At 70.6% G+C, this 19233-nt stretch carries 21 protein-coding genes and 3 pseudogenes; 9 read left to right on the top strand and 15 right to left on the bottom strand.

The window, feature by feature from the left end; translation table 11 throughout:
* The first annotated feature begins 38 nt into the window (after positions 1-38).
* Both P8T65_RS01785 and P8T65_RS01780 read left to right on the top strand, forming a co-directional pair.
* Positions 39-1565: a class I adenylate-forming enzyme family protein gene (locus P8T65_RS01785; RefSeq protein ID WP_316723641.1), complete on the top strand. Its 1527-nt coding sequence runs from the start codon at positions 39-41 to the stop codon at positions 1563-1565.
* 80 nt (positions 1566-1645) lie between these two features.
* Complete coding sequence (locus tag P8T65_RS01780) at positions 1646-2686, top strand: MBL fold metallo-hydrolase (protein ID WP_316723640.1); 1041 nt, start codon at positions 1646-1648, stop codon at positions 2684-2686.
* 37 nt (positions 2687-2723) lie between these two features.
* Here the strand turns inward: P8T65_RS01780 and P8T65_RS01775 are convergent, their stop codons facing one another.
* From P8T65_RS01775 to P8T65_RS01760, 4 genes and pseudogenes are all read right to left on the bottom strand, one after another.
* Complete coding sequence (locus P8T65_RS01775) at positions 2724-3482, bottom strand: SDR family NAD(P)-dependent oxidoreductase (protein WP_316731451.1); 759 nt, start codon at positions 3480-3482, stop codon at positions 2724-2726.
* 44 nt (positions 3483-3526) lie between these two features.
* Positions 3527-4630 (bottom strand): phosphotransferase family protein, encoded by a 1104-nt coding sequence (locus tag P8T65_RS01770; protein ID WP_316723639.1) that lies wholly within the window; start codon positions 4628-4630, stop codon positions 3527-3529.
* Positions 4627-5829: an acyl-CoA dehydrogenase family protein gene (locus P8T65_RS01765; protein ID WP_316723638.1), complete on the bottom strand. Its 1203-nt coding sequence runs from the start codon at positions 5827-5829 to the stop codon at positions 4627-4629. Before P8T65_RS01765 ends, P8T65_RS01770 begins: the two co-directional genes overlap by 4 nt.
* 258 nt (positions 5830-6087) lie before the next feature.
* Positions 6088-6393, bottom strand: a pseudogene (locus P8T65_RS01760) (transposase); the annotation flags it as partial.
* Position 6394: 1 nt separating this feature from the next.
* Between P8T65_RS01760 and P8T65_RS01755 the strand changes: the two are divergent.
* Complete coding sequence (locus P8T65_RS01755; protein ID WP_316723637.1) at positions 6395-6763, top strand: group II intron maturase-specific domain-containing protein; 369 nt, start codon at positions 6395-6397, stop codon at positions 6761-6763.
* 147 nt (positions 6764-6910) lie between these two features.
* Here P8T65_RS01755 and P8T65_RS01750 read toward each other — a convergent pair whose 3' ends face one another.
* Positions 6911-7720 (bottom strand): hypothetical protein, encoded by an 810-nt coding sequence (locus P8T65_RS01750; RefSeq protein ID WP_316723636.1) that lies wholly within the window; start codon positions 7718-7720, stop codon positions 6911-6913.
* Positions 7721-7961: 241 nt separating this feature from the next.
* Positions 7962-8273: a hypothetical protein gene (locus P8T65_RS01745; protein WP_316723635.1), complete on the bottom strand. Its 312-nt coding sequence runs from the start codon at positions 8271-8273 to the stop codon at positions 7962-7964.
* A gap of 6 nt (positions 8274-8279) precedes the next feature.
* On the opposite strand from P8T65_RS01745, the pseudogene P8T65_RS01740 reads away from it, so the two are divergent.
* Positions 8280-8519: pseudogene (locus tag P8T65_RS01740) on the top strand (NAD(P)/FAD-dependent oxidoreductase); the annotation flags it as partial.
* 531 nt (positions 8520-9050) lie between these two features.
* Here the strand turns inward: P8T65_RS01740 and P8T65_RS01735 are convergent.
* Positions 9051-9620 carry an SRPBCC family protein gene (locus tag P8T65_RS01735; protein WP_316723634.1) on the bottom strand — a complete coding sequence of 190 codons (570 nt, stop codon included), beginning with the start codon at positions 9618-9620 and terminating at the stop codon, positions 9051-9053.
* A gap of 146 nt (positions 9621-9766) precedes the next feature.
* Here P8T65_RS01735 and P8T65_RS01730 point away from each other — a divergent pair, with 146 nt between their 5' ends.
* Positions 9767-10438, top strand: a complete 672-nt coding sequence (locus P8T65_RS01730) for a CDP-alcohol phosphatidyltransferase family protein (protein ID WP_316723633.1) — start codon at positions 9767-9769, stop codon at positions 10436-10438.
* Positions 10439-10448: 10 nt separating this feature from the next.
* On the opposite strand, the gene P8T65_RS01725 is transcribed toward P8T65_RS01730, so the two are convergent.
* Complete coding sequence (locus tag P8T65_RS01725; protein WP_283301048.1) at positions 10449-10763, bottom strand: DUF427 domain-containing protein; 315 nt, start codon at positions 10761-10763, stop codon at positions 10449-10451.
* A gap of 74 nt (positions 10764-10837) precedes the next feature.
* Positions 10838-11263, bottom strand: a complete 426-nt coding sequence (locus P8T65_RS01720) for a heavy metal-responsive transcriptional regulator (protein ID WP_316723632.1) — start codon at positions 11261-11263, stop codon at positions 10838-10840.
* Positions 11264-11352: 89 nt separating this feature from the next.
* Between P8T65_RS01720 and P8T65_RS01715 the strand changes: the two genes are divergently transcribed.
* From P8T65_RS01715 to P8T65_RS01700, 4 genes are all read left to right on the top strand, one after another.
* A complete protein-coding gene (locus P8T65_RS01715) occupies positions 11353-11688 on the top strand; it encodes a hypothetical protein (RefSeq protein ID WP_316723631.1) in 336 nt (111 codons plus the stop codon).
* Between the two features lie 20 nt (positions 11689-11708).
* Positions 11709-12544 (top strand): IS5 family transposase gene (locus tag P8T65_RS01710; protein ID WP_399098137.1). Its coding sequence is split into 2 segments (ribosomal slippage): positions 11709-12090 and positions 12090-12544, totalling 837 coding nucleotides; the frame shifts between segments, so codons are not numbered across the junction.
* 129 nt (positions 12545-12673) lie between these two features.
* Positions 12674-13666 carry a CehA/McbA family metallohydrolase gene (locus tag P8T65_RS01705; protein WP_316723629.1) on the top strand — a complete coding sequence of 331 codons (993 nt, stop codon included), beginning with the start codon at positions 12674-12676 and terminating at the stop codon, positions 13664-13666.
* Positions 13667-13778: 112 nt separating this feature from the next.
* Positions 13779-14309 carry a hypothetical protein gene (locus P8T65_RS01700; protein ID WP_316723384.1) on the top strand — a complete coding sequence of 177 codons (531 nt, stop codon included), beginning with the start codon at positions 13779-13781 and terminating at the stop codon, positions 14307-14309.
* On the opposite strand, the gene P8T65_RS01695 is transcribed toward P8T65_RS01700, so the two are convergent.
* The 6 genes and pseudogenes from P8T65_RS01695 to P8T65_RS01670 all read right to left on the bottom strand — a co-directional run bounded on the left by P8T65_RS01695 (position 14301) and on the right by P8T65_RS01670 (position 19182).
* Entirely contained in the window at positions 14301-15080 is a 780-nt protein-coding gene (locus P8T65_RS01695) for an IS5 family transposase (protein WP_316723383.1), read from the bottom strand. The two genes, P8T65_RS01700 and P8T65_RS01695, sit on opposite strands and share 9 nt — an antisense overlap.
* 285 nt (positions 15081-15365) lie before the next feature.
* A pseudogene (locus tag P8T65_RS01690) lies at positions 15366-15956 on the bottom strand (transposase family protein); the annotation flags it as partial.
* 37 nt (positions 15957-15993) lie between these two features.
* Positions 15994-16365, bottom strand: coding sequence for a hypothetical protein (locus P8T65_RS01685; protein ID WP_316723628.1), 372 nt, complete (start codon positions 16363-16365; stop codon positions 15994-15996).
* On the bottom strand, positions 16362-17390 hold the full coding sequence (gene dmpG / locus P8T65_RS01680; protein WP_316723627.1) for a 4-hydroxy-2-oxovalerate aldolase: 1029 nt from the start codon (positions 17388-17390) through the stop codon (positions 16362-16364). Before dmpG ends, P8T65_RS01685 begins: the two co-directional genes overlap by 4 nt.
* Positions 17391-17395: 5 nt before the next feature.
* Positions 17396-18265 carry an acetaldehyde dehydrogenase (acetylating) gene (locus tag P8T65_RS01675; protein ID WP_316723626.1) on the bottom strand — a complete coding sequence of 290 codons (870 nt, stop codon included), beginning with the start codon at positions 18263-18265 and terminating at the stop codon, positions 17396-17398.
* A gap of 41 nt (positions 18266-18306) precedes the next feature.
* On the bottom strand, positions 18307-19182 hold the full coding sequence (locus P8T65_RS01670; protein ID WP_316723625.1) for a fumarylacetoacetate hydrolase family protein: 876 nt from the start codon (positions 19180-19182) through the stop codon (positions 18307-18309).
* Positions 19183-19233: the final 51 nt, after the last annotated feature.

Here is a 19233-nt window from a genome sequence, read left to right as displayed (position 1 = left end):
CAGTAGACGGAGTTCGGCACAGCGCAGCGAGGGACAAGATGCGACAGGTAGTGCGGGAGTTCCAACAGAAGGCGGACGAGGCCGACTTCGTCGCCGTCATCGATGACACGGGCAGCCATACGGCCCGTCAACTACTCGATGAGGCCACGCTGCTGGCCGGAGCGCTGTCCACCGCGGGCGCCGCGGACACGGCGGGCGGCACGGTCATGCTCCAGGCCGACAACTCATGGCGCACGGTCGCAGCCACCCTCGCCGTGGGCATGATCGGCCGGGACGGGGGTGTCCTCGCGGTCGTCAATCGGCACACCACACACGCCGAGTTCACCGCGGCCTGGGAGGACATCCGCCCGGACGCCGTGGTCGCCGAGCCCTCCGCGACGGACGAATGGGCGGTGCCCGCACGACTGCCGGGCCCGCCGCAGCCGGTGCTCGACGGCTGGACCTGCCTGTCCACGCCACAGAAGCGTGAGGTGTCGCGCTGGTCGGGCGGTGCTCTGATCGGCCTCACCTCCGGGTCGACCGGGCGGCCCAAAGGCGTCGTACAGTCCGAGTCGGCCCTGCGCTATGCCGCCACGAGCACCATCGACGTCAACGGCCTGACACCCGGCGACGCCGTCGCCGCGATCGTGCCGCTGTCCTCGACGGCGGCGTACTGCTTCGGTGTCTACCTCTCCCTCATGCTGCGCGGGCCGCTCGTCATGACGGGGAAGTGGGACAGGGCCGTCGCACTGAAGCGGATGGCCGGCGCCGACGTCCGCTGGACCATGTGCGTACCGACCATGGCGCTGCAGATGGGCGCGGAGGCGGCCGGCTCCGCCATCCTTCGCGGCGTCCGGTCGATCACCGTCGGGGGCGGGCCCATGGACCGCGGAGCGCTGGCCCGGGCGGAGCAGTCCCTGGGAACGAAGATCCTCCGCGTCTTCGGCATGTCCGAGTGCCTCGGCCACACCTCGCCGAGCCCCGACGACCCCGAGGAGATCCGGCTCGGCACAGACGGCCTTCCCTTCCCGGGTACGGACGTACGCGCTCTCACCCCCGACGGGCAGACAGCCGGGCCGGGCGTGACCGGCCGGGCGCAGGTACGTGGCCCTTCCCTCTTCCTCGGCTACGCCCGCGACGGCGAGGTCGATCCGCCGGCGCTGACAGAGGACGGCTACCTGCCCACCGGTGACCTGCTGATGACCCACGAGGACGGCACCATCAGCATCATGGGCCGTGAGAAGGACGTCATCATCCGTGGCGGCCGCAACATCGACATCACCGAGATAGAGCGTGCGGTCGCCAGTTACCCGCGCGTGTCCAGGGCCTGTGTCTCGGCGGTTCCCGACGACGTGCTCGGTGAACGCGTGGCGCTGCTCGTCGTCACCGAGGATGGAGGCGGCATCGACCTGGCCGAGGTGACCGGACACCTGGAGAGGGCCGGACTGTCCAAGGCCAAATGGCCCGAATTCGTTTACGGCATCAAGGAACTGCCTCAGACCAAGGTCGGAAAACTCGACCGGAGCGGGGCACGGGACCTGGCCGTCAGGCTGACTGCCCGTACGCCCGACGACGACCAGGCCTGACGAGACGCACATACGCGCAACCGTGCCGTCGCGCGTGCCAACCGGCATGATCCCGCGGCGGAACACCACCAAGGAGGATCATGACAACGCGGTTCGACCAGGGCCCATGGGCCGCAGCCGGAGTCCAGACCGTACAGCCCGGGGTGCACCGCGTTCCTCTGCCACTTCCCAACGACGGCCTGCACGCGGTCAACGTCTACCTGCTGGAGGACCTCGCCGACGACGGCGGCATCGTCATGATCGACGGCGGCTGGGCGATACCCGAGGCACGCAAGGCACTGGAGGAGGCCCTGGCCGCCATCGACCGCGACCTCGGCGACATCAGCCACATCCTGGTCACGCACATCCACCGCGACCACTACACGAACGCGGTGGAACTGCGCCGGCTGCTGGGCTCGTGCGTCTACCTCGGCGCCGGGGAGCGCCCGGGTCTGGAGATGCTCGACCGGCTGCGCAGCGACGAACCCGTGAGCTCACTGGAGACCCTGCGCAGGGCCGGCGCCGGCGAACTGGCCGACCGTATCCGGGCGATGGACCACGGCGGATTCGACCCGAGCGGGTGGCAGGCCCCTGACCGCTGGCTCACCGCCGAGACCCTGCGCTTCGGGGACCGGGAGCTGCGCGTCGTACCGACTCCGGGGCACACCAAGGGACATGTGGTCTTCCTGGACGAACAGCGGGGCCTGCTGTTCTCCGGGGACCATGTCCTGCCGCACATCACCCCGTCCATCGGCTTCGAGCTCGCCGAGCCCGATGGCCGGCCGCTCGCCGACTATCTGGACTCGCTGCGGCTGATGAACCGTTACGCCGACGCCCGCCTGCTCCCCGCGCACGGTCCGGTCTCCGACAGCGCGCACACCCGGGTCGCCGAACTGCTCGCCCACCACGACGACCGGCTGGCCGAGAGCCTGGCGGCGCTGGGCGAGGCCACGCTCGACGCGCACGCGGTGGCGCGCAAGCTCGGATGGACGCGTCGAGTCGTGCCGTTCGGCGAGCTGAATCCCTTCAACCAGATGCTCGCTGTCAACGAGACGGCGGCTCACCTTGATGTGCTCGTGCTCCAGTCGCGGGCGACAGCGACATCCGTGGGCGGCGTGCACCAGTACACGCGTGTGGGGTGACACCACCGGCCGCGTGCCCTCCCTCTCGGCTCTCGGGTCAGCGCGCCGTCCAACCCCCGTCCACGTACAGCTCGGAACCGGTGACGAAGCTCGCGTCCCGAGAGGCCAGGAACGCCACCGCTCCCGCGACCTCGTCGGGTCGGCCCAGCCGCCCCAACGGGGTGCCCTCGACCATCGCGGTGTGCCGGGGCATGCCCCGCCACAGTTCGCGGGAGCGGGGCGTTTCGATGAAGCCCGGGTGGATCGAGTTCACGCGCACGCCGCGCGTGGCCCAGTGCAGCGCGGCGTTCTTCGTCATCAGCCGCACCGCGCCCTTGGCCGCGTGGTACGAGAATTGGCTTCCGAAGCCGCCGACCGTACCGAAGATCGAGGCGATGTTGACGATCGAGCCCCCACCGAAGCGCTCGATCGCGGGCCCGCCGAACTTCATGCCGAGCCAGACACCGGTCTGGGTGACCGCGATGACCTTGTCCCAGGACTCCCGGGTCTCCGTCTCCACGGTTCGCATCTCGGCGATGCCCGCGTTGTTGACGAGCACGGACAGCCCGCCGAACTCGGCGACCACCCGCTCGACCGCGCGGTGCCACGCCTCCTCGTCGCTGACGTCCAGGGCGAGCCCGAGCGCTCGTGCCCCGCCGTCCGTCAGCTCCTTCGCGAGCGCCTCACAGCGGCCGGCGTCCACGTCGGTCACCGCCACGGCGGCACCCTCGGCGGCCAGTCGGCGTACGACGGCGTCTCCTATGCCGCCGGTCGCGCCGGTCACCAGGGCGATCTGTCCGGACAGCCGGTCTCGCACGGGTGCTCCTCGGTCTTCGTCGAGTGCGTCGATGTCGGCGGTCGTCACGGCAGCAGCTCCAGCCCCGAGCGCAGCAGCGCCGGGACCGCGGAGCCGACCAGCTCGAAGCCGGTGCCGACGGTCCGACCCGCGAGATAGCGGGCGTGGATGCCCTCGGCGATGACCGCGAGCTTGAAGCAGCCCAGCGCCTGGTAGAAGGCCAGGGATTCGATGTCCCGGCCCGATCGCACGGCGTACCGCTCGGCCAGCTCACGGCCGGCAGGGAAGCCGGCGTTGGCCGTGGGAACATGGCGCGCCCCGAGCACCGGCTCGCAGACCGGGTCCCAGTACATGAGCAGCATTCCGAGGTCGGCGAGGGGATCACCGAGGGTGGCCATCTCCCAGTCCACGATCGCGGCGATCCGCCCGAGGTCGCCGGGTGCCAGGATGGTGTTGTCCAGGCGGTAGTCGCCGTGCACGATCGCCGGCGCGCCGCTCACCGGCAGGGCGCGGGCGAGTCGGCGGTGCAACGCATCGAGGTTGGGCAGGGCACGGGTGGCGACCTTGTCCCACTGGCTGCGCCACCGCCGCACCTGGCGCTCCAGATAGCCGTCGGGCCGGCCGAAGTCGCCGAGTCCGACAGCGGCGACGTCGACCGAGTGCAGTGCCACCAGCGCGTCCACCAGCGCGTCAGCGCTGCGCCGGGCGTCGGCCCGGGGCAGCCCGGCGACCTCGTCACCGTCGCGCAGCACGGTGCCCTCCACGAAGTCGACGACACAGAACGGGGCCCCGATCACCGACGGATCCGTGCACGACAGCACGGCTCGGGCGACCGGTACTCCGGTGCCGCCGAGTGCGGCGACGACACGGTACTCGCGGTCCATGTCGTGCGCGGTCGGCGTGAGCACGCCCAGCGGTGGCCGACGCAGCACCCACCGGTGTGTCCCGTCGGTGACCTCGTAGGTGAGATTGGAGCGCCCGCCGTGTAGCAGTTCCACCGTCAACGGGCCCGCGCACTGCGGTACATGGTCTTCGAAGTAGCGCTGCAGGGCGGGGCCGTCGACGCCGACCAGGGCCGTGTCCCGGATGGCTGCCGTGGTCGCCGGTGCGGTCGCCGTCGTCCGCGGTGCCGTCACCGTGGTCTCCGGTGTGCCCTTTGACGTGGTCATCGCGGGGCCCTCCGCTCACGCGCCGCCCGCACCGCGCGCTTGGCGATGGCCCAGCGGTGGGTCTCGGACGGGCCGTCGTAGATCCGGAACGGACGCACCTCCCGGTACAGCCGCGACAGGGGGGTGTCTCCGGAGATGCCGAGCGCGCCACACACCTGCACGGCACGGTCGACCACCCGGTTCACCGCCTCGGAGACGTACGTCTTCGCGATGGAGGTGTGCTGGGCGGCCGAGCGACCCTGGTCCAGCTCCCAGCACGCCCGCAGCAGCACCGCGCGACTGGTCTCGATGTCGATCTCGGAGTCGGCCAGCAGCTGTTGCACCATGCCCAGTTCGGCCAGTGGCCTACCGAAGGCCGAGCGATCCGCCGCCCGCTCCAGGGCGATGTCCTGTGCCCTGCGTGCCACCCCGAGCCAGCGCATGCAGTGCGTCATGCGGGCGGGCCCGAGACGTACCTGGGCATGCACGAAGCCCTCGTCCACCTCGCCCAGCACGGCGCCGTAGCCGACCTCGCAGTTGTCGAAGACGATCTCGCTGTGCCCGCCGAACAGGCCCTGATCCAGGGTGTCGATGTTCCGGACGACTTTCAGGCCCGGGTTGTCGGCGTCCACGAGGAACATCGTCGCGCCGCCCGCGTCGCCGGGGACGCCGCTCGTGCGGGCCATACAGATGGCGAAGCCGGCGCCGTCGGCGCCGCTGATGAACCACTTGCGGCCGTCGATCCGCCAGCCGCCCGCGGTCCGCGTCGCCGTGGTGGCCAGCGCACGGGGGTCGGATCCCGCGCCCGGCGCCGGCTCGGTCATCGCGAAGCAGGAGCGCACCTCACCGGCCGCCAACGGGCGCAGATACCGCTGCTTCTGTTCTTCGTCGGCGACCACTTCGAGGAGGTGCATGGTGCCCTCGTCGGGCGCCGCGCAGTTGAGCGCCAGCGGCCCCAGCAGTGAGTATCCGGCCGCCTCGAACACCACTGCCTGGCCGCAGAGATCCAGCCCGAGCCCGCCCCACTCCCCACCCACATGCGGAGCGAACACCCCCGCGGCCCGGGCCGCCTGCTGCAGCCGACGCCGCAGTGGCTCCGGCCCGTCATGGACGTTCCCATCACAGGCCTGCTCCTCCGGCAGCACCACCTCCCGGACGAACTCGGTGGTGCGCCATGCGATGTCGGCGACCCTCTCGTCGCTCTCGAACCCGATCGACACGCTGACCCCTGACCTTGGCTACTGAGCATTAGCCATCACACGAGGGAGTAGACGTCTATGTCAATGGGGCTGCGCGACCTTTCGGCTCACGTCTCCAAAATATAGCTAATCATGGATAGCTTCCTTGGCCGGTCGGTGCACTCGGTTGAGGACCGCAGGCGACGCAAGGCCTGGCCGACGCTGTTGATGTGGAGCAGCGGGTCGGGGTCTGTGTAGCGAACGACCCTGTCTCACATTCGGTGGTGACGGAGCGTGCCGCTATCCGAGGAGGATGCGGTGGGGAAGCAGGGTGAAGCCTGCTCGTCCGTGCATCTGGCGTGCGATCCGCTTGGTCTTGGTGTTGACGCCCTCGGTGGGGCCGTTGCTGTATGGAAGCGTGAGTCCGGCGATCACGGCGTCGACGTCCCGGTCCAGGCCCCGGGTGAAGGCATGTAGATGGGGCAGGTCGGCTGCTCGGACTTGGGCGATCCAGCGCGTGAGCGAGTCGGCGTTGTCGGCGTGTGGCGTATGGAGCGGGGCGAAGTCCCTGATACCGGCGGCCAGTTGGGTCATCTCGCGGCAGGCCATGCAGGCCATCAGAGACCGAGTGTCGGCGCGGACCTACAGACACACCCAGAACCAGAGCTTGGCAGCTCTCCTCACGAGCATGAACCGGGCCCTGGCCGGGTGGGCGACCTACTTCAGGCACGGTGCCTCGAAGAGGACCTTCAACGCGATCGACCACCACGCGTGGAACCGCATCGCCCGATGGCTCCTCCGAAAACACGGCATCCGCCGAAGCCAGCTGCGGCGCTTCTGCGACCACGGCTGGAGGTTCGCCGACGGAGAGGTGACGTTCACCGGCGCATCCAGCGTCGCGATCGTGCGCTACCGCTACCGCGGAGCACGTATCCCGACTCCGTGGACCATCGAACCCGCAGCCCGCAGAGGCTGACCACCGGGAAAGACATGTGGAGAGCCGGATGCGGTGAAAGTCGCACGTCCGGTTCGGGCCGGCGGCTCGGGGAAACGGAACAGCGGCAACGCAGTCACCGCGCCCCGAGCCGACCGCACAGGGACAGCGGTGGACGGTGCCCTGCGGTCAGGAGCGTCCCTGGAGGTAGCGGAGCCAGGCAGCGGTGTCGGCGGTCCTGCCGGGGGCGGGCCTGCGGCTGTGCCGCCCGCGGTTGCGCCTTTCCCGGCCCTCGACCATCAGCCAGACCACGGGCAGCGCTACCAGCCACAGCAGCACCACGGCCACTGGGCCGGTTCCCGTTTCGTAGCCGACGATGCCCGCCGGCAGGGAAGCCAGCACGGCACCCACGGTCCATCGGCCCCACAGGGCCACCGCGCCGGGCAGTGATCGCTGTCGTGCGTGGCGTATCGCCGTGGCGCCCGCGTAGCTGCCGTAGGCTCCCACTGCCAGCAGGTCGAGCGCGAAGGCGGTCTGGAACTCGGGCAGACCCTCCGGGGTGTCGCTGGACTCCTGGGTGACCCCGTCCTTGGTGACCGCGGTCGCGTAGTCGCGCCACACGGTCACCGTGATGCCATCGCCCTTACGCAGCTGCTTCAGCAGCGGATCCTCGTCGTTCATGTCGAGTTCTGCGGGCACGGGGCGCGGGCCGTCGAGCTCGAGCAGATACAGCTGGCTCCGGCCCTCGTTCTCGATGACCGTCCCCCGCACCGTCGCGGGGTAGGAACGCAGACAGTCGACCGGGGGAGACATGGTGACGGCGCACGGCCGGGCGGAGTGAAAGGCCTGTACCTCGTGCACCAGGTCCGGCACCGTGGCCAGGGCGACGACGCCCGCCACGGCTGCCAGTACGGCCGGCGGCAGCACGCACAGTCCCCAGGCCCGGGTCCACCTTGTGCGCCCGCGCCGCCGCACCTCCGCTCCCCTGCTCCTGGCCACCGGGCCTCCTTTCCGTCTTCGGCACGCTCGCCATGGGGCATATTGAGCCACAGTGCCTCCCCCGGCAGGCAGGCGGGACCACGGCACGGACCGCACAGCTGCGATTGCCGAAACCCGGCAGCATGACGCCTCGCCCCGGCATCCGCCTCGTGGACGCCGCTGGGCACGCCACGTTCCACTTCCGCCGTCCGGATGCCGTACTTCAGGCGATCGAGGACCTCTTCGGCAGGTGAAGGGTAGTTCAGTGCGCCCCGGGCCTGGAGGCCATCGCCAGGTTGGATTCGATCGCCCCCTCACCGTACGCACCGCAGCTCGCGCCACCGGCGTCCACCACGCGGACGACGCCTTCCGGCTCACCCTGGAGGGCGGACAGGAGATCACCGGGCAGCACCTGCTGGTGGCCACCGGACGCCGGCCGCACCTGGCCGGGCTCGGCCTGGAGAGCATCGGGCTCGACCCCCAGGCCCGCGATCTGGCCGTGGACGGGCAGATGCGGGCCGCACCAGGGGTCTAGGGCGTCGGTGACATCACCGGACGGGGCCTGTTCACGCATGTCGCGATGTACCGGGCCGAGATCGCCGTACGCGACATCCTCGGCCGGCCCGGACCGGACGCGGACTACCGGGCGACGCCCCGGGTCACCTTCACCGACCCCGAAGTCGGCTCCGTCGGGCTGACCGAACACGCCGCCCGCGAGCAGGGCCTGCGAGCACGCACCGGCACTGCGCGAGTGCCCTCGTCCGCACGGGGCTGGATCCACAAGGCCGGCAACGACGGCCTGATCAAATTCGTCGAGGACGCCGACCGCGGCGTCCTGATCGGGGCCACCTCCGCCGGCCCGGCAGGCGGTGAAGTGACTGGCCGTGGCCATCCAGATGGAGATCCCGGTCGACCGGCAACGGCACATGATCTTCGCCTACCCCACCTTCCACCGCGCCGTGGAAGACGCCCTCGCCGACCTCGGCCGTGCCAACTGACCGCCAGGAGCACAGACGTGCCACAGCGGGGCGGCCGACCCCGCACCCGGCCGGTCAACGGTGAGGAGGAGACAGCCAGCAGAACACCGCCCGCGTGAGTGCCCTGGTCAGCCAGTCGCCCACTCGATCACGCACCCGCACCGGACCCCGGGCACCGCGGGAGGCGGCCCGCTCCTCAGGCGCCGGCGCGCCGCCCGGCGCCGACCTCAACTCGTGCTGCGTCCCGGCCCGCCGGGCCAGCCCGCTCGGCCGCGCCACCATGTCTCATCGCCGCCTTCCCGCTCAGCGCGAAACGGACACTCGCCCACACTCCACCGCCTCCGTCGGCCCGCCGTGCGGTACCGGCGAGCCGCTCACCGCAGACCAGAGCGCCGCTCCGCCTCTTGCCGGACCGCGGCCAGGGAGGCCGCGACGGTCGCTTCCCACCGTGGGGCGACCAGGCCGCCCCACCACCGTCCGGCTCGCCACAGATCCGTGGCGAGCTCGCCCTCGTAGACCAGCCGCGTACCGGACTCGTGCTCGGTGAGGGTGAACGATTCGGTGACCGCCGGGACGGGCCCCCGCACGAGGCGGAAGTCGACCCTTTGTGGCCGGGTGAACCGCACCGTCTCCACGGTCGTCGCCGTCAGCCGCCCGCCCGCGACCGGGGTGCGATGGGCGGCGAGCACCATGTTGCTGCCCTGTTCCAGCACCGTGACCTTCTCGCGCATCGCTCGGGTGGCCCTGCCCAGATACGGCTGGGCGACGACGTCGAACACCACCTCACGCGGCGCCGCGATGTCGACGGTCTGCGGCCCCAGCGGCCGTGTGCGCCGCCCGACGCCCATATCCAGCGGCAGTGCCCCGGTCACCAGCCCCACATACCCGGCCGCCGCGCCCACGCCCGCTACGGCCACCGCTCCCAGAGCACCGATCCACGCCATTGCCCGACCTCTCCACGCGTCTGTCCCTGTCTCACGTACGACGCTAGGCCGGGCATGTACGCCGATCAGTGAGCGCGCTCACCTTCCTCCCGGCGCGTCGGCCCCTACCCTGATCGCCACCCCCGAGTGGTGGAGGACCAAGGAACGTGGAGCCTGTTTCCGACATGGCCGGCAGCCGTGCCGCGACGAACGCGCTGCTGGCCGGTCTGCGCGCAGACAACCTCTCTCCGGCCGCCGTCGTGAGCTTCCTCGGCCAGGCCGCACACCGGTCGCTGCTCCAGGCCGCCCGCCGCCCCCGAGCATTGGCCGAGCTCACCGCCCTGCACGGCGTCCTATACCGGCTGGCGCGGGACAGGCGGCCCGGACGGCGCTGGGTGGCCGCCAGCTGGGTCCTCGCCGCCTCGCACCTGGGGCTGCTGGAACACCGCACCCGCCTGACCACCGCAGACACCCTGACGCTGCTGCGCGCCAACCTCCCCGCCCTGCCCGGCGGAACCGGCCGCGCCTCCGGCGTCCTGGCGGTCGGCCTTGATCTCGCCGACGGGCGCCTCGCCCGCCACCAGGGCACGACCTCCCCCTTCGGCGATTACGCCGACACCTTCGCCGACGCGGTGTTCTGGACGTGGCTCACCCTGCGCCACGAACCCAACCCCGCCGTGCGGGCGGCGGCCATCACCGCCTGGGCACTGCCCGTCATCACCATCACCGGCCTCGCCCTGCGCCGCGGCGCCATGCCCGAGCGGCCCCGACCCGTCCTGCTGCGCCCGGCCGCGGCCCTTCAAGCCGTCGTCGCCCTCCGGCACCTGACCCGCCGCTGACCCGCATCGGTCACTGCCCGCCGTCTGCCGACGCCTCCGGCGTGCCCTCCACCCGTACGCCCTGCCAGAAGGCCACATGGTCCTTGATCTTCCGGGCCAGGGGGCTGGGCTTGGGGTAGTACCAGGCGGCATCCGGATTCGTCAGCCCGTCGACCTCGAGGCTGTAGTAGCGGGCTACTCCCTTCCAGAAGCAGAGCGACCTGGTCCTGCTCGGCGTGAGGTACTGCCGGTGCAGAGACTCGGGCGGGAAGTAGTGGTTGCCCTCGACGATCACCGTGCGCGGGGTCTCCGCGATCACCGTTCCGTTCCATACCGCACGCAGCATGGCCTTGCTCCTCACCGTGAACCCGGACGGTACGTCCTGGGAGCCCTCACGCTAGGCGGGCCCGGCCGGACGGTTCAGTGAGGACGCTCACCAACCACGCTGCCCACCCTGGTGAGGATGCGGCACACCTCGGCGTCGGTGCAGTCGGCGGGATCGGTCGCGGCGGCCCGCTCTGCAAGCCCTCGCAGCACCGCCCTGGTGGCGCGCAGCTCGGCCAGGCGCCGGTCGATGTCCTGAAGATGCGCCTCGACGAGCGCCGTGACGTGAGCGCAGGGAGAGGCGCCGGCATCACGCAGAGCGAGCACGGAGCGGATCTCGGCCAGGCTCAGCCCCGCGCCCTGGGCGTCACGGATGAACGACAGCCGCTGCACCGTCTGTGGCGGATAGTCGCGATAGCCGCCCGTGGTACGGGGCGGGGCGGGCAGCAGCCCGGCCTGCTCGTAGAACCGGAGGGTCTTTGCCGTCACCCCGCTGACGGCGGCGAGGTCACCGATGCGCATACCTCCGGGCTAGCCCTTGACCTTCCACTGCGCTGGAAGGTCTACCGTCCATGCACAGCAAGATGAACCACGTCAGGAAGGGGTCCGCCATGAACCACTCCGAGACTGAGACAGCGCGCGTCACGGTGCTGACCGTGCCCGGCTGCCCGAATGCCCCGCTCATCCGCGAGCGCATCACCGAGGCTCTCCAGGGCCGGGCCGTGCCGGTGGAATGGATCGAGGTCCACGACACGGACGAAGCCGTCCGGCAGGGGATGTCGGGCTCGCCCACCCTCCTGCTGGACGGAGTTGACCCGTTCGTCCCTGACGGCGCTGCGGCGAGCCTGTCGTGCCGGCTCTATCGGCACGCCGACGGCATCACGGACGGCGCCCCGTCCGTCACCGACCTGCGCCGTGCGCTAAGAGGTCCTAACAGAAGTTGTTGATCATGTGACTTTCGGCGTGGATGGTCGTTGGTCTGGTCGTGGGAAAGCGACAGCCGCGGCCGTGGATCGTGTCGGATGAACTGTGGTCGCTGATCGAGCCGTTGCTGCCCGAGCCGGCGCCGAAGCTGGTGCAGGGCCGGCCTCGGGTGCCGGACCGGCAGGCGTTGCGCGGGATCCTGTTCGTGCTCCATACCGGCACCCAGTGGGAGTATCTGCCCCAGGAGCTGGGCTTCGGCTCGGGGATGACGTGCTGGCGGCGTCTGGCCGCGTGGAACGAGGCCGGTGTGTGGGACGCGCTGCACCTGGTGCTGCTGAAGAAGCTGCGGGCGGCGAAGAAGCTGGACTGGTCGCGGGCGGTGATCGACTCCTGCCACGTGCGGGTGGCCCGCAGGGGCCCAGAAACGGGCCCAGCCCGGTCGACCGCGCACGGCCGGGCAGCAAGCACCACGTCCTCACCGACGGCCAGGGCATCCCGCTCGCGGTGTCGCTGACCGGCGGAAACCGCAACGACGTCACGCAGTTTCTGGCCCTGCTGGACAAGGTCCCGGCCGTGGCCGGTCTCGTCGGCCGGCCCAGACGCAGGCCCGACGCGCTCCTGGCCGACCGCGGCTACGACCACGACAAGTACCGGCGTCTGCTCCGGGCCCGCGGCATCCGCCCAGTCATCGCCGAACGAGGCCAGCCACACGGCTCCGGTCCCGGCGTCTTTCGGTACGTGGTCGAGCGCACGATCGCCTGGCTGCACGGTTTCCGCCGTCTGCGCATCCGCTGGGAGCGGCGCGACGACATCCACGAAGCCTTCCTCGGCCTCGCCACCTGCATCATCACCCACCGACACGTCCAACGCCTTTGTTAGGACCTCTTACTGATCGTTTCAGAATGAGATCGTGATCTCGACTTGTCGGCGACGTGGGACGGGGTGATGCCACGGAACCGGTTGGTCTGCTTGCACGTTGCCTCGACAGGTCTATGAGGGGGAAGAACCTTGTCGAGCTTGAGCTTCCCGCCGGTGCGGGCGGTCGGACGCGGGGCGACCTGGTACCGCGGCGACAGCCATATTCACTCCGTGCGCTCGGGCGGAGGAGAACTCACTCCCGAAGAGCTGGCGCTCCGAGCCTGCGCCGCCGGGCTCGACTTCATCGCGACGACAGAGCACAAAGCCGCGGCGGAACCCGGTGCATGGGGGCATCTGGCCGCCGGTGACTTCCTGATTGTTCTCGGCCAGGAAGTCACCACGAAGACCGGGCACTGGCTCGCGCTCGGCCTCAGCCCCGGCCAGGCCGTCGACTGGAACTACGGGGTCGGAGAGGGACTGATCGATCAGTGTCTGGACCAGGTCCATCGAGTGGGGGGCCTGTGCGTGGCGGCGCACCCGCATGCGCCCTATCCCTCGGGCGACTTCATGTATTCCTTCCAGGGCTTCGACGTGGTGGAGGTGTGGAACGGGCGATGGACTTCGGGCCTGCCCTGGCAGGCCGACAACGAGGCTGCCCTGGCCGAATGGGGGCGGAGCCTCGCAGCCGACATTCAGACGGGTTCATGGCGGCCGGCGATGGGCAACAGCGACACGCACTTGGATGGGCAGGTCGGCATCCCCCACACGGTGGTCTTCGCCGAGGAGCTGAGCACGGAGGCGATCCTGGCGGGGATCCGCTCGGGCCGGAGCTGGATCGCCGAGTCGGCAGCCGTGGAGGTGTCGTTCGCGGCCCATGTGGAGGGTCGCATCGCCGGAGTGGGAGAGCGGCTTACAACTCATGGTGGGCAAGTCGAGGTCCGCGCGGCGGTACAGGGCGTCCAGGCGGCGACCGTCAGCTTCCACACCGATCGAGGAAAGGTTCACCACGCCGGCGTCCCGGGTGATGGAGCAGGTGTGGTGCAGTGGTACACGACGGCGGAGGACTCGGCGTTCGTCCGCATCGAGGTCCGCCATCCCGACGGGACCGTCGCCGCACTCACCAATCCGATCATCCTGTTCTGACTAGCTGTTTTCCAACCGATCACGTGTCTGACCTGCTTGTTTGCAGCTTGTGATCTTCGGGTTCGGGCGTGCAGGGTGCCGGTGTTCTCGTCGTCGAGCCTGGAGGTCCGCCGTGCCCACGCCCGCTGCTGTCATCAAGCGCCGACTGGGTGATCTCGAAGCCCGGGCTGTCGAACTCCACGAGCGGATCGCGGTGTTGCAACGGGAGGCGGCCCAGGTCGAAGAGCAGGTCACGCGCTGGCGTATCGGCGGTGAGGTCTTCGAGGAGGTTGAACAGGAACTGCGCGAGGGCAGGGCTGGTGGCCGGGCCACCGGGGCGGACGATGCGTCCGAGGTGGCCGCTGCGGAGGGCGGTGGGGAGTCCTCGCAGGCGGTGACGGGGGCGGAGCCCGCCTCGCGGTATGTGCCGCAGTGGAGCGAGGGGGCCGATCCGGCCCGGCTGCCCGGCCTGTACGCCAAGATCGTGGAGTTCGTGTCGGGCGCGGACGGGCCGGTGCGGGTGCCCGATGTGGTGCGGGCCCTGTTCGGCGAGGGCGCCAGCCGCAGTCGGCACGAAGGCGTCCGTGTGCAGCTCAAGCGGCTCGTGGAGCGGGAGTGGCTGGCCGCCGGCGACGGCCGCTGCTTCACCGCCGTCTCACGCTGAGGCGAGTCGGCGCGTCATCAGCGTGACCATCGCCCACTTCACATACGCCTCGTGCGCGGCGGCGGTGCGTTCGTAATCACGTACCAGGCGACGGCAGTTGACCAGCCACGCGAACGACCTCTCCACCACCCACCGTCTCGGCAGCACCACGAAGCCGCTCATGTCGTCGGTGCGGCACACCACTTCGACTTTCAGGGCGAGTTTCTCGCGGGCCCAGTCGGCCAGCGCGCCGGCGTAGCCGGAATCGGCCCACACCAGACGCACCCGGGTGAACAGGCGGCGCACGGCACTGAGCAGGGTCACGCCCGCGTCGCGGTCCTGCAGGTCGGCGGCGGTCACCATCACCACCAGGAGTAGGCCCAGACAGTCCACCGCGATGTGCCGCTTGGAGCCCGACACCAGCTTGGCCCCGTCATAGCCCCGGCGTTCGCCGGTGAGGGTGGCCGCGCCGCGCAGCGACTGGGAGTCGACGATCGCCGCCGTCGGCTCGGGATCGTCCCGGCCCTCGACCAGGCGGACCTGTTCGCGCAGGCGGTCATGGAGGACGTCGAGGAGTTCGTCGGCCTGCCAGCGATGTTGGAAGGCGTAGACCGCTGACCAGGGCGGGAAGTCGGCGGGCATCGCCCGCCACTTGATCCCGTTGGTCACGAAATAGCGCACCGCATCGAACATTTCCCGGTGGCAGTAGCCCTCCGGGTTGCCCCCGCGCCCGCACAGCCAGCCCGGAAGTGGCATCATCCGCCGGATGACCTGCCACTCCTCATCCGTCATGTCTGACTCGTAAAACCGGGACCGCAAGGGGCGGTCGCCGGCGTTGCCGTACAGATGGGCGAGACAGTCGCACTCCGCGGCGAACCGCAGATCCGGAAGCGGACGATCAGGTGCACAGACGGTACCGTGATGCACAACGGGGCTCTGTTCCTTGCGAGTTCGGCGTAGACAACCGACACGCTAGGCATCGGGGCCCCGTCCTCATGCCCGCTCCCGCCAGCAGATCACCCGATCAAGCTCACCGTACGGACCGCCATCGAACACCCGACGGTTGGAAAACAGCTAGTCAATGCCCGGATGCTCGCGCAGCCACGCCTCCAGGGTGTCGGCCGTGCGGCCGGGCAGCACTTCGATCCGTTCATGAGTCTCGGCATCGATGATCACGGTGGCGTAGCGGTGCCGCCGGCGCAGGGCGAAGTCGTCGACGCCGATCACACGGGGCACCCGCCCGGTGGGCAACGAGATCCGCAGCAGGGTGCGCAGGGCCGTGTGACGCGACAGGCTCACCGCCAATATCGCCAGCAGACGTGCCCCGGCCCGGCCTGCTAACTCCTTGACCACGGCCTTCACCTGCCTGGTCGGACGAGCGGTGCGTCGCTGGTACCGGTCCAGGACGCCGGGCATCTGTTCGCGGAAGGTGTGGCGGCAGCCGCGCGTGGGACACACCAGACGCCGCACCCGCACACGGACCACCACCCGTCGCTCATCGACCGGCACGTCCGCGACTGTCCGCCAGTGATAGCCGTGCACGCGTTCCGACGGGGCCTCGCACACCGGGCAGACCGCAGTGTCCCGCGGAGTCCGTGCCCGCACCACGATCCGCTCACCTTCATCGACCACATCCTCGACGACCAGCGGGGAAAGACCCGAGAACACCGTCTGCACAAGCTCGTTGACATCCTTCACGCGAATGTCAACGACCCTTACGACTCTCCGTCACCACCGAATGTGAGACAGGGCCGTTAAGTTGACACACCCAGTCGGCGGCAACCGAGGGGGCGGTGGCAGGCATCAAGTGGTCGGGGGCGGTGGTGGCGAGCACCACGGCGTCGACGTCGCTGTGGCCAGATGACCCCAGTGCCTGGGCGGCCGCGGCGGCGGCCAGGTCCTCGGTGGAAACTCCGGCCTTCGCGATGCGCCGCTCACGGATGCCGGTGCGCGTGCGGATCCACTCGTCGGTGGTGTCGAGTTCGGCGCACAGCTCCGCATTCGGCACCGCGCGGGGCGGGAGTACGGTCCCGAGCCCGCAGAGCACGGCGGCCGGGCCCGCCGGGGGGCTGGTCATGCTCCCGCCGTCGTCGTGAGTCGGAGGGCGGTCTCGGCGATCAGGTCTTCCTGCCCGGCGACGACGCCCCGCTCCCCGAGCGCGAAGAACAGGTCGACCGGGTCGACGCCCTCACGTTCGGCGACCTGCAGGACCGGCTTCTTGAAACCGGAGAACACCCCGGCCAGTCCGCTGACCAGGCTCACCGAGTCGGTGATCGGAGGGGCGGGCATCAGCTGCTCGTGGGCTATGTCCGCCGCGTGCAGCAGGGCCTTGAGGTCGATGCCGGTGGGGTGGCCGAGACGCTCCAGGACCGCGACGACGACTTCCAGTTGGGTGTTGCCGGCTCCGGCGCCGAAGCCGCGCGCGCAGCCGTCGATGACGGTGGCGCCCGCCGTGACCGCGGCGACCGAGTTGGCGACGGCCATGCCGAGGTTGTTGTGTCCGTGGAAGATGACGGGCACGTCGACCGCCGCGGCGATCGCGCTGATCCTCTGGGTCACGTCTGCGGGGAGGTAGTGGCCGGCGGAGTCCATGATGCCGACTGCCTGCGCCCCCCACCCAGCCATCAGGGCGCACTGCTCGGCGAGTTGGGCGGGGCTGGCCATGTGGCTCATGAGCAGCACGCCCTGCGCCTCCACGCCCATGTCCCGCAGTTCGCCCAGGTGCCGTTCGCTGATGTCGGCCTCGGTGCAGTGCGTGCCGATCCGGGCGACGTCCGCGCCGCGCGCGACCGCGTTGCGCAGGTCGCCGGAGGTTCCCCAGCCCGGGACCATGAAGACGGCCATCCGGCTGCGGGTGAGGGCGTCGCGGACCGTGGTGAGCATCTCGTCGTCGCTGAGGCGGGCCCGGCCGATCTGCAGGGAGGACGCTCCCAGGCCGTTGCCGTGGCCGACTTCCACCACGGGGACGCCGGCCGCGTCGGCGGCTGCCGCGTAGGCGCGCAGCTGCGCGGCGTCGAGCTGGTGGCGTACGGCGTGGTGGCCGTCGCGCAGGGTCGGGTCGTAGACGAGGACCCGGGCGGGTGCGGTGGGTGTGGTGGTCATGGGGGTCACAGGGCCTTTCCGGTGGCGCGCTGCTCGGCGAGGAGGACGGCGGCGGCGTTGATGAGGTGGAGGTTCCCGGCGTGGGCGGGCAGCCGGGTGCCGGTGGCGGTCACTTCGGCGGCCACCGTGACCTGGCCGTCGGTGACGTGGCAGGAGGTGATGGTGAAGCCGGGGGTGCACCACGCCTGTGCCTGCTGTTCGGCGTCCTTGAGCGCGGCGTGGACGCGGGCCGGGTCCACGCCGGGCGCCTGGACGGTCATCGCGACCCGGAACGGCGGCGGCGGATCGGCGGGGCTGATGTTGACGAGGACCTTGGCCTGCGCGGCGCCGGTGAACGTGCGGATCGCGGCCTGGGTGGTGGCGATGTACTCGTCGAGGTTCAGGCGGGTCGCGCGTCCGACCGTGGGGCTGGCGACGGTGGTGACCACCTCGATGTAGGTGGCCGCCACGTCGCGGGTGACGGCGTGCAGGAGCGGGATCGATGCCTGCCCGCCGCAGCTGATCAGATTGATGTGGCCGCAGTCGAGGGCGTCGGCGCCGTTCACCGCCGGGACGACAGGGGTGCCGATGCTGCTGGGGGTGAGGTCGACGATCAGCGGCGCGACCGTCGACAGGTCGCTCCAGTGCGCGGTGTGGGCTGCGGCGGAGGAAGCGTCGAAGACGACGTCGAAGGGGCCGGCGTCGACGAGCCCGGCAACCCCGCCGGCCGAGGTCGTCAGTCCGAGGCCGGCCGCGCGGCGCAGGCCCAGGGCCTTGGGGTCGCGGCCGACGACCAGGCGGCAGTCCAGGTACGGCGATGCCTTGATCTTCTCGACCAGGTCGAGGCCGATCAGCCCGGCCCCCAGGACCGCGACGTTCAGTGTGCTGCTGTTCATGATCACCATTTCTCGAAGGGGTGTGCGGTGAGACGCCCGAGTCACACGGCCTCGACGCTGACGGACGGCAGGCGGGGCGAGCTCGCCTCGATCCGGCTGCCGGCCTGCAGCGGGAGGCTGGCGTGCACGGCCCCCGCCAGGACCAGGTCACCGCGGCGCAGCCCGGCGCCGTAGCGGTCGAGCTGACGGACCAGCCACACCACGGAGTTCAGCGGTCCGCCCTGGACCGCCGAGCCGGGCGCCCTCACCACGACCTCGCCGTCCACGCGCACGGTGATCTCCTCTGAGCCGAGGTCGAGACCGGAGTGCAGCGCGATCGCCGGTCCAGGCACCGCCCGGGCGGCAGCCGCGTTGTCCGCGACGCTGTCCTGAAGCGTCATCCGCCAGTCGCCGTACCGGGTGTCGATCACCTCCAGCGCGAGGAGGACTTCACCGACCGACGCCCGCACGGTGTGCGTGTCGACGTGCGGGCCGTGCAGGTCCGCGCCGATCCGGAAGGCGATCTCCGCCTCCACCCGGGGCATCACGAACTGGTCCAGGTGCAGGGTGCTGCCGCTGGGCAGGAGCATGTCGTCCAGCAGGACACCGGAGTCGGGCTGGTCCACCCCGATCTGCTGCTGCATGGCCAGTGACGTCAGCCCGACCTTGTGGCCGGCGATGCGGGCGCCGTGGGCCAGCCGCTGCTGAACGTTGGTCCACTGGATCCGGTAGGCGTCGTCGAGGGTCAACTCGGGACGGCGGCGGGTGAGGTGCTCGAGCGCCGTACGGGAGCGTTCGGCCGCCAGCAGGTCGTCCGCGGCTGCGGCCATCCCGGCGTCCTGGAGCCGGCCGGGAGAGGTGAAGACCGCCAGGGCTCCGAGGACCGGAGGCCACGAGGCATCGCGTTCCCCGGCGGCGGGCGGGTGTGAGGTCGTCATTTGAGTACTCCTCTGCGGAGTTTGGGCAGGGCTGAGGGGGACGGCGGCCTG

It is taken from the genome of Streptomyces sp. 11x1, from assembly GCF_032598905.1.
GTDB lineage: Bacteria > Actinomycetota > Actinomycetes > Streptomycetales > Streptomycetaceae > Streptomyces.
This window is presented reverse-complemented; position numbering and strand designations above follow the sequence as displayed.